At 49.7% G+C, this 9589-nt stretch carries 9 protein-coding genes; 3 read left to right on the forward strand and 6 right to left on the reverse strand.

The features are described 5' to 3' along the window. Positions 1 to 499: MFS transporter (locus AC1DWB_RS28945; RefSeq protein WP_477544567.1), on the reverse strand; the 499-nt coding region annotated here is incomplete at its 3' end. Positions 500 to 672: 173 nt separating this feature from the next. Here AC1DWB_RS28945 and AC1DWB_RS28950 point away from each other — a divergent pair. Next, positions 673 to 1026, forward strand: a complete 354-nt coding sequence (locus AC1DWB_RS28950) for a winged helix-turn-helix transcriptional regulator (RefSeq protein WP_477544568.1) — start codon at positions 673 to 675, stop codon at positions 1024 to 1026. Between the two features lie 37 nt (positions 1027 to 1063). On the opposite strand, the gene AC1DWB_RS28955 is transcribed toward AC1DWB_RS28950, so the two are convergent. The 3 genes from AC1DWB_RS28955 to AC1DWB_RS28965 are packed head-to-tail and all read right to left on the reverse strand — an operon-like array spanning position 1064 to position 2952. Continuing rightward, on the reverse strand, positions 1064 to 1369 hold the full coding sequence (locus AC1DWB_RS28955) for a Dabb family protein (RefSeq protein WP_477544569.1): 306 nt from the start codon (positions 1367 to 1369) through the stop codon (positions 1064 to 1066). Positions 1370 to 1403: 34 nt separating this feature from the next. Further along, complete coding sequence (gene aroB, locus AC1DWB_RS28960; RefSeq protein ID WP_477544570.1) at positions 1404 to 2531, reverse strand: 3-dehydroquinate synthase; 1128 nt, start codon at positions 2529 to 2531, stop codon at positions 1404 to 1406. A 1-nt stretch (position 2532) separates the two neighbouring features. Further along, positions 2533 to 2952: an NUDIX hydrolase gene (locus AC1DWB_RS28965; protein WP_477544571.1), complete on the reverse strand. Its 420-nt coding sequence runs from the start codon at positions 2950 to 2952 to the stop codon at positions 2533 to 2535. A 142-nt stretch (positions 2953 to 3094) separates the two neighbouring features. Here AC1DWB_RS28965 and AC1DWB_RS28970 point away from each other — a divergent pair, with 142 nt between their 5' ends. Continuing rightward, positions 3095 to 4468, forward strand: a complete 1374-nt coding sequence (locus tag AC1DWB_RS28970; protein WP_477544572.1) for a helix-turn-helix domain-containing protein — start codon at positions 3095 to 3097, stop codon at positions 4466 to 4468. Continuing rightward, positions 4465 to 5430 (forward strand): VOC family protein, encoded by a 966-nt coding sequence (locus AC1DWB_RS28975; protein ID WP_477544573.1) that lies wholly within the window; start codon positions 4465 to 4467, stop codon positions 5428 to 5430. Before AC1DWB_RS28970 ends, AC1DWB_RS28975 begins: the two co-directional genes overlap by 4 nt. 409 nt (positions 5431 to 5839) lie before the next feature. Here the strand turns inward: AC1DWB_RS28975 and cysI are convergent, their stop codons facing one another. Together cysI and AC1DWB_RS28985 are read right to left on the reverse strand one after the other, a co-directional pair. Continuing rightward, positions 5840 to 7564, reverse strand: coding sequence for an assimilatory sulfite reductase (NADPH) hemoprotein subunit (cysI, locus tag AC1DWB_RS28980; RefSeq protein ID WP_477544574.1), 1725 nt, complete (start codon positions 7562 to 7564; stop codon positions 5840 to 5842). Between the two features lie 36 nt (positions 7565 to 7600). Beyond that, positions 7601 to 9424 (reverse strand): assimilatory sulfite reductase (NADPH) flavoprotein subunit, encoded by a 1824-nt coding sequence (locus AC1DWB_RS28985; protein ID WP_477544575.1) that lies wholly within the window; start codon positions 9422 to 9424, stop codon positions 7601 to 7603. Between the last annotated feature and the right edge of the window lie 165 nt (positions 9425 to 9589).

The raw sequence follows: 9589 nt of genomic DNA on the forward strand, positions 1-9589 counted from the left end.
CACCAAGAACGAGAAACACCACTTGCCAATCGAACCAGTTCGTAATCGCTATACCGATCGGCACTCCAAGTACCATGGCCAGGCTGAAGCCCAGAGCGAGCGTCCCCATGGCACTTCCCGTTTTCTCAGCCGGTACTAATTTGGCTACAGAACTCAGCGCTACGACTAGATAGACACCCGAACTTAATCCCAGAATTAATCGAGAAACGATTAAGATCGAAATGTCCGAGCTGCCATAGGCGGCCAAACTGCCTAGAATAAAGGTCAATAGAGCGCCAATCAACACTTCTTTGCGTCTCACCTGCGAAGTCAAAGCCACCACTATAGGGGTTCCAATTGCAAAAGCGAGCGAATAAGCTGTAATTAATTGACCCGCAAGGGCGATAGATATGCCCATATCTTCCGCAATGACATTAAGAATACCGGCTACTACCAACTCCGCAACTGCCGTCAAGAAGGCTCCTATTGCAAGCAAATAAATATTAAAACGATTGTTCATCGATGTTCATCCCTTTCAATGTCTGTTCGAATTGGACCAGCAACATGGCTAGCACATGTGAGGTTCCTTTGATTGACATTATAAGGGGGTTACTATAATAATGTAAGAAGGCAATACATTTGGACATTATCCTGATAAATGGACCAACTAACTATTAGTAAGAAGGTGATCGTATGGAATCATGCGGCGAAGCCCAAAATGATAACAATATTTGTGAAGTACTTACGATACTGGGGGCCAAGTGGGCTTTCCTGGTCATCGCCGAGCTGCAAAAAGGACCTAAGCGGTTCAAGCAGCTCCAGCGGGATGCGGTAGTGATCAAAACCCAATCACTTACTGATACTTTGCGGCATTTGGAGAAGAACGGCATTGTGAATCGCCAAGTATATCCTACTGTTCCGGTCTCCGTTGAGTATTCGTTAACCGAGAAAGGTCTGGACTTCAAGGATGCCTTGAAGGAGATGACCAAGTGGGCTGATCGATGGGGACAATCGCAATCCATAGAGAAAGCCAGCCACTCTTCCTGAGTTGGCTGGCTTCTGATTGCACGGACTATAACACCTATCATTTCGTTATCGGATAATCGATGACGACGACATTGTCGAGCAGACCATCCAACATTTGGACGAATTGTTGATGCACCGGGTGAGGCCCGTATTGACGCAACGCTTCCCGATCTTGAAACGTCACACGAAGTCCTAACGAGTAACCGTGTATGTTATCTACTTCTTCCGTCATATTCATGCCAGCAGATAAACTCACGATTCCTGGAATCTGTTCCTTCAATGCCATCAATGCTGCGAGCAATTCCTGTTCCTTCTGAGCGGAGAGGGGTTGCTTGAATTTGAATGATACGAGATGTTCGAACATGTTTATTACGCTCCTTTACCGATATAATTTTACCCTAGCATTCGGCTAGTGCCTCATACAAAACTTCTTCCGATAGAGCAACGGAATAGGCCCCATCTTCGAACTGTTGGATGGAACCGATGCCCGACATGATGACGAACCGAATTTGACCGCTGCGCACTTTTTTATCGGAATACATCTTCTCAACCAGCATGGAAGGGGTGATGTACGAAGGAATCTCAATCTCGAAACCCGCACTTAGCAGCAACCTGCATACCCGATCCCGCTCTTCCTCCGTGAGATAACCGAGCTTCCGAGCGAGCTTAGCCTGAAAAGCCAACCCAATCGCCACCGCTTCTCCATGCAGCAGCTCATATCCGCTTAACGCTTCGATCGCTCTTCCCGCCGTATGTCCGAGATTCAGCACCTGCCGCAGATTCGTCTCCTTCTCATCCTGCTCGACGACACTGTATTTGATCTGACAGTTACGATAGGCCATATGCTCACACACTTCCGCATCCAACACTAACTGATCGGGAGTCAGAATACGACTCATATGGCGCTCTAAATAGGTGAAGAATTGGTTATCTGCCATACAAGCATGCTTGATCGTCTCGGCCAAGCCGCTCCTGAACTCGCGAATCGGCAGCGTACTCCACGTCTGGAGGTCAATATAAACCTTCGTCGGTTGATGAAACGTGCCGATCAGATTGGTTGCCACCGGCGTATTCACAGCGGTCTTCCCTCCAACGGATGCATCTGCCGCCGACAGAAGGGTTGTGGAGTAATTGAGGTAAGGAACCCCTCTGCAGAACGTACTAGCAACAAAACCAGTCAGGTCTGACACCATCCCCCCGCCTAACGCAATCATGCAGCAGTCTCGGCCGTAGCCCTTCGCTAGTAGCTCGTCCTCCAACAAGGCTTTGTTCGCTCTGGTCTTCGAACCCTCTCCACTCGGAATAGAGAACAGATGGCATGTGAATCCGGCTTCAACTATACGCTCGAGTAAGGCTCGTCCATACTTCTCTTCTACCTTCGAATCGGTGACGATGGCAACCTTGACAATGCCCGGAATCAGCCCGTTTTGCAAATCAGTTAGCAATGAATCGAACAAGTCTCTTCCTATCTCAATATCGTAAGAATCATCCACGACTCTCTTCAATCCCACACGAAAAGCAGTCATATCAGACTCTCCCCCTTATCCAATCCAGCAGAACTGGCCTGTCCTCTTCGAAACTTAGGTCCAACTGCTCCAGCTCTTCTGCCGATTTCCAGGCGATCTCATAGATTAGACCATCCGGGTCTTGGATAGTCGGTTGGCCTCCGGTCACTTCCACTTCGTAGTAGGTGACACTGAAATCAACATTGATGGACGCATAGCTGCCATTCTTCACCTGCAATTGGCGAACAATCCGAATCTCGTATCCCGTCTCTTCCAGCACTTCTCTCGCACAGCATTGCTCGAGCGTCTCGCCCTTCTCCAATCCGCCTGCCGGCACAGCCCAACGCTTCTCCTCTTCCGGTTTACCTTGCAGGATCATTAGAAGCTGGCCATTCTCATTGATACATACACCTGCTGCTCCATGCCACATCGCCATTTCCATCCACTCCCCCCAGTTGTCTGCCTATAAGTGTATTATATTCCCAAACGGAGGGGAAGGGGGAACAGCTTTGAGAAATTTGAACATATCCATAATTGAACATTTCGATATAATGGGRATTACTACCACACAATGAGGGCCGCTTATGAAGGATATAGATTCCGTGCAGCAAGCGATTGACTACATTGAAGAGCATTTGGATCAAGAGATCGAGCTTGCGGCAATCGCTCAAGAAGCTTTCTTGTCTCAGGCTCAACTGTATCGGGTGTTCTATGCCCTAACCGGCCACGCTGTCAAAGCGTACATCCGCAAACGAAGAATCAGCATGGCCGCTGTACAGTTACGCTATTCGAACAAACCTATCGAGCATATTGCTTGGGATAGCGGGTTCGAGTCTTACCATTCGTTCGCCAAAGTGTTCAAGAAGTTGGTCGGCTTGAGCCCTGCGGCATATCGAGCGGCTGATCTCTTCTACAGTTTCGAGTCCATCCGTTTGCGTGAGCAGGTACTATACATGGAAACGCATGAACAAGCTGAAGTTTTTCCAGACGTCAAAGTGATGCGACTTTGGCCGACACAAGCACATGCCCATTTGTACGTTTCAACCTGTGAAGCAGGAATAGAACGAGCCGCCTTTCAAACTGTGTATGATGAAACTTGCAGGTTAAGCTGGCAGAGCTTCAAGCTTCGATACTTTGGCTACAATGTCGACATTCCTGGATCGAATGGCATACCCAGCTTCGGATACCGAGTGCTAGTAGTAGGTGCAGAACACGATTCTGCTTACAACGGAAATTTTTTTCAAGTGGAGACGTTTCTCGGAGGACTCTATGCCGTTAGAAAAATAACGGAGCTCCAGCCGGAACGAGTTCAGGAAGCCTGGGACCGTCTACTCGCGGAGTGGTTACCCAAAAGCACGTTCGATCGTGCCCGGCAACCATGTGTCGAACAATTCACCGTCTTCCATGGGCGAATAGTAAGAATGAATCTGTATCTCCCCGTAGAGCGCAGCTTCCGACCGCAACAAATCGAGATTGTAGATTGGCCAGGCGCTACCGCCTTGTTCAGTCGGGGGTACGGGAAGTCAGCTCAAGAAGTAGCAGAACACCAGTTGACACAATGGTATATGAACACCCGCGACGAGGATAGTCCTGGATTGCCGGATCGGTACTATATGTCGTATGCGTATGGAACAGAGGATCAGGACGAGTATTGGTGGGAGAATGGAGTCCTTTGTTCAATCGTAAACGTAAAGGCCCCCGGCGGATTGGTCGGGAATATCAATAACAAGTTACTTTCCCCGGGCCTATACGCTTGTTGCGTTACTAAGACATACGGCAAGTTGACTGGCGTGTTGGATAAAATGCATCGATGGATCGCGGTCAATACCGCTTATCAACTGGACGGAGCGCGGCAATGGTTCGCAGAGTATGTTACGTTTGACGGCACTGACATTGAACTGGATTCCTTAGTAAAACTATATTTACCTATTCAAGAAGGGATGTGTGACGGATTATGAAACCGAATGCCAATCGTTTGCAGGACAAGAATTATAGGCCTGAATATGTGCCTCAAGTGTTGAAAGTCATCGCAGGACAATCGGCTGAAGGGGAACGACTTCATGCAGCTCGGAATAATGAGCAAGATAGGGTGTCCGGCAGCAAATGTGCCGTCGATCTGATGACCTTAATCCAGCTTCCGGTACGTAATCTGGCCAGCACTGTCCGCTTCTATGTGGATGTGCTTGGGCTTCACTTGGATTACCCGGAACGACCTCTGGAACACAATTCGTTCGTCAGCACTGTACCAAGAATCGGGCCGGGTCTGCATTTTCTAGTAACACCGGAAGCGGAATTTCGCCATCTGCATCATCATAATTCGAATGAGAATAGGCATGAATATGCGGCTTTTTACACACAGAGCTTGCAGGAGCTGCATAAGCGCCTGCTGCAAGCGGGAGCGCTTATTGTAAAAGAACCATCCAACGGATCCATGTCGTTCCTCGACCCGGAAGGCCATCTAATCGGGGTGTATGAACGGACTGACTCAGCCGTCAACGAGACTTTTCAAACGAATATTACCGGTTTCCGGCACGTTCGCATGCTGGTATCGGATGCGGGACGAACGGCTGACTTTTTCGAGCAGGCGCTCGGGTTCGAATCGGTACCCTCTCTAGATTCTCAGCTAGAAGAAAGGGTCATTCGGGTACGGGAAGGCAGCCAGAACCAACCGTTCATCCATCTGCTGCAAGTGCGTGTGGAAGACGTCCAGCCGATGCATTGGATGCTCGACGGACGCCCTAAGCATGCCCTCGAGCTGCATTCGCAGGATATTCGCACGCTCCGGGACAGGATTGTGCAACATGGCGGCCGTGTCGAGGAAGAGCTGGAATTTACCGGGTGCGGAGGTTATTTGAAGTTTTACACGCCCGACGGCCACTACATCTGGGTCAATCAGGATCGTAGATACTGCGATTACTAAAGGCTCGGGACCAGAAATAACTGCCCATAGAATGAGGCGGTTATTTGGTGGTTGAACAGGCTTAGTAGTATTTTCGGTATATTCTTATAAAGAGTCCTTACGGACACAGAAGCCGTTATTTGTCCGTTTCAACCCCTCTCCAGTGTTGTTGCGGACACAGGATCCGTTAATCGCTTACAATTACTATTAATGCCGCTTTACACGACGAATTGCGGATCCTCAGTCCGTTAGGTCTGTCAAAACCTGATTATTTCACAAAATAACGTCTCTCAGGTCCGTAACGAATGTTGTACAATCATATCATCGTGAGGGCATGGGGAAAGATTCCACACGCTGTTGTAATTGGGTTCCATGTAAACAAAAAGGAGTGCATCCCATTATGGATGCACTCCTTTTGTTTGCTACCTATTTAAGAATGAAAGTCCAGACCAGAGCGAACTTCCTTCACATAACCGGCACGAATCGTGAAATCACCGAAGTGTTCGCCTTCCCGCCGTTCCTTCGCATATTGGGTAACGATCGGTTGCAACGACGCCAGAATCTCCGCTTCACCGATGTTCTCCTTGTACAGCTTGTTCAGTCGGTTTCCGGTGAACCCGCCACCCAGATACATGTTGTATTTGCCTGGTGCTTTGCCAATGAACGCAACTTCCGCTAACATCGGACGCGCACAGCCATTCGGACAGCCGGTCATGCGAATGACGATGTCCTCGTCGCGCAAGCCATTCTCCTCTAGCATCGGCTCGATCAGATCAATCAACGTCGGAAGATAGCGCTCGGATTCAGCCATGGCCAACCCGCAAGTCGGGAGAGCCACGCAAGCCATGGAATTCCGACGCAAGGCTGAATGTTGGATTCCATCGGTGAGCCCGTACTCCTTGACCAACTCTTCAATCTTTTTCTTCTTCTGACTGCTGATATTACTGATGATCAGGTTCTGATTCGGCGTAAGTCTGAAATCACCTGTATGCACCTTGGCGATTTCGCGTAACCCCGTCATCAGCGGATAGCCTTCCTCATCCTTGACACGACCATTCTGGATGAATAGGGTGAGATGCCATTTCCCGTTGCTTCCCTTCACCCAACCATAGCGATCCCCGTTTGAATCGAAATGATAAGGACGCGCTTCCTCCAGCTTCCAACCCAGACGATTGTGCAGTTCATTGATGAACCAGTCGATGCCGCGGTCGTCGATCGTATACTTGAATCGAGCATGCTTGCGGACCGAGCGGTCCCCATAGTCCCGTTGAATCATGACGGTCTTCTCAGCCACGTCAACGATCTGTTCGGGTTTGCAGAATCCAATGACTTGCGCTACTTGYGGATAAGTCTTAGTGTCACCATGTGACATCCCCATCCCGCCGCCAACCGTAACGTTGAAGCCCTTCAGTTGGCCATTCTCGATAATCGCAATGTAACCGAGATCCTGAGAGAATACATCTACATCGTTGGAAGGCGGCACAGCCATACCGATCTTGAACTTCCGCGGCAAATAAACAGCCCCATAGATCGGCTCAATCTCTGCCCCATTATCCTGACTGTCCACAACCTTCTCACCGTCAAGCCAAATCTCATAGTACGCTTGAGTCCGTGGATCGAGGTGATTGCTTACCCGGCATGCCCACTCATACACTTCGGCGTGAATGTCTGACTGGTTGGGATTCGGGTTGCACATGACGTTACGGTTCACGTCACCGCAAGCGGCAAGCGTGCTTAACATCGCAGCATTTACTTCCTGAATCGTCTTCTTCATATTCCATTTGATCACACCATGCAGTTGGAAAGACTGACGGGTCGTCAAGCGAATCGAATCATTGGCATAATCTTGGGCAACACGGTCCATCATCAACCACTGTTCAGGAGTGACGACTCCGCCAGCCGCGCGTACACGCAGCATGAACTGATAAGCAGGCTCCAGCTTTTGCTTGTTCCGTTCGTTGCGCAGATCTCTATCGTCCTGCATGTAGCTGCCATGAAATTTCATTAAGCGATTATCATCTTCGGGAATCGATCCCGTAATTACATCTTCCAGCGTCTCGGCGAGACTTCCCCGTAAGTAATTGCTTCGCTGCTTGATATGTTCAACTTCACTATGCGGTGCACTATTCGGCGATATTAAATTGTTATCTGACATACGGCTCTCTCCTCTCGTTATTTTTGGGACTCTGTCTTAGTAGACATCCCTCTGATAACGTTTTTGCTGTTGCATACGGGTCAAATATTCCGCAGCTTCTTCCGTACTGAAGCCGCCTTCTTGCTCAAGGATCGATGCCAGTGTCGCATGAACGTCATGGGCCATCTTCTTCTCATCACCACATACGTACACGCAAGCTCCCTCTTGCAGCCACTGGTAAAGCTCCCGGCTCTTCTCAAGCATCCGGTGCTGGACATACACCTTCTGAGCGGTATCGCGAGAGAACGCGACATCCATGCGAGTCAGCACGCCATCCTTGAGCCAACGCTGCCATTCAACCTGGTACAGGAAGTCTGAAGCGAAGTGCTGATCACCGAAGAACAACCACGTCTTCCCCTCAGCTCCGGTCTCTTCTCTCTCGCCCAGGAATGCTCGGAACGGAGCAACGCCCGTACCTGGTCCAATCATAATGATCGGTGTTTCTGGATTCTCCGGAAGCTTGAAGCTCGAGTTGTGCTGAATGTATACCGGCAGCGCTGCTCCCGCTTGCACTCGCTCAGCGAGTTGCACCGAGCAGACACCGTAGCGATTCCGGCCGTGGGATTCATACCGCACCGTCCGGACCGTGATGTGCACCTCATCTGGAAATGCCTTGGAGCTGCTCGCAATCGAGTATAGGCGGCCTGGAATTTTGCGTAGGATCGATACGAAATCGCTTGCTGCAATTCCTTTCAGGGAATAATCCTGCACCAGATCCAATAAATCACGCTCGTTCAGATAAGCCCTTAACTCCTGTTCGCGGCCTGCCTCCAGAAGCTCTTGAAGCCCACTGCTTGAAGTAAGCTTCGCCACCTGCTCAAGCAATGGCTTCGTCAGCACAGTTATCTCATAGTGACGTTGCAACGCCTCTTGCAAAGGCTGCTTATCACCATTCTTATTAATGGTAACAAGCTCCTCCGCTGTCCAACCCATCGCCTCGATCAATTCCTGGACAAGACGAGGATGGTTCTCCGGAATAATGCCTAAGCTGTCTCCCGGTTCATATTGCAGATTCGAGCCCTCCAGGGAAATCTCGATGTGACGCGTTTCCCGGTCCGATCCGCGACCATTCAAGTTCAGGTTCTCCAGAACTTCAGCCTGGAACGGATTCGACCTGGAATATTCGGATTCCGATCCGCTTCCGACTGACTTGTTGGCTACACTTACTACGGCCGGGGCCGTAGATGCCTCACTCAAGCTGCTTACTACTTGATTCATCCACTCCGTAGCCGCCTCGTCGAAATCGACGTCACAGTCGACACGCGGAGTAAGCTGTTTGCCGCCCAATTCCTCCAGGCGCTTGTCGAAATYCTTGCCCGTTTGGCAGAAAAACTCGTAGGATGTATCTCCCAGAGCAAGCACGGAATACCGCAGATCCTCCAATTGAGGCGCTCTCTTGCTATGAAGAAACTCATGAAACGCAATAGCGCTATCCGGCGGATCTCCTTCCCCATGAGTGCTCACCAGAATAAGCAGGTTTTGGATCTTCTTTAATCCATTGGTCTTGAAGTCGCCCATCGAAGAGAGCGTTACTTGTAATCCACGCTCTTCCAATTTCTTGGACACCTTCTTCGCCAACCCATGACTGTTGCCTGTCTGCGAACCGAATAGAACGGTAACCTCCATGGAGGTTGCCGGTACATTCGCTGTCGGAGCCGCCACTGGTGCAGAGCCAGATACCCCTGCAGATGCCGTTCCTTGTAGAGCCGCCAGATACCCGCTCAGCCAGATCCGTTGCGCCTCTGATAGCGTAGGAAGAAGGCGATTGAGCAGTTCCACTTGTTCCTGATTAAAAGGACTGTTTGTTACTTGAAGTTCCAACAATATCCACCTCGCGCAGCATGCTATAATAATTCCAAGTATTCGTATCTTATTAAATAGATACACTCTTGAACCTATCATTGTAGACGGTGCAGGTCAAGTAGAATGATCTTATAAGTTCTATCAGTTATATTGATAATTGAATGCTCGACAACACCATATGGT

It is taken from the genome of Paenibacillus sp. P4_E11, from assembly GCF_056401635.1.

Coding starts and splice junctions, on each gene's coding strand:
- AC1DWB_RS28950 (WP_477544568.1), top strand. CDS start 673: ATGGAATCATGCGGCGAAGCCCAAAATGATAACAATATTTGTGAAGTA.
- AC1DWB_RS28955 (WP_477544569.1), bottom strand. CDS start 1,369: ATGTTCGAACATCTCGTATCATTCAAATTCAAGCAACCCCTCTCCGCT.
- aroB (WP_477544570.1), bottom strand. CDS start 2,531: ATGACTGCTTTTCGTGTGGGATTGAAGAGAGTCGTGGATGATTCTTAC.
- AC1DWB_RS28965 (WP_477544571.1), bottom strand. CDS start 2,952: ATGGAAATGGCGATGTGGCATGGAGCAGCAGGTGTATGTATCAATGAG.
- AC1DWB_RS28970 (WP_477544572.1), top strand. CDS start 3,095: ATGAAGGATATAGATTCCGTGCAGCAAGCGATTGACTACATTGAAGAG.
- AC1DWB_RS28975 (WP_477544573.1), top strand. CDS start 4,465: ATGAAACCGAATGCCAATCGTTTGCAGGACAAGAATTATAGGCCTGAA.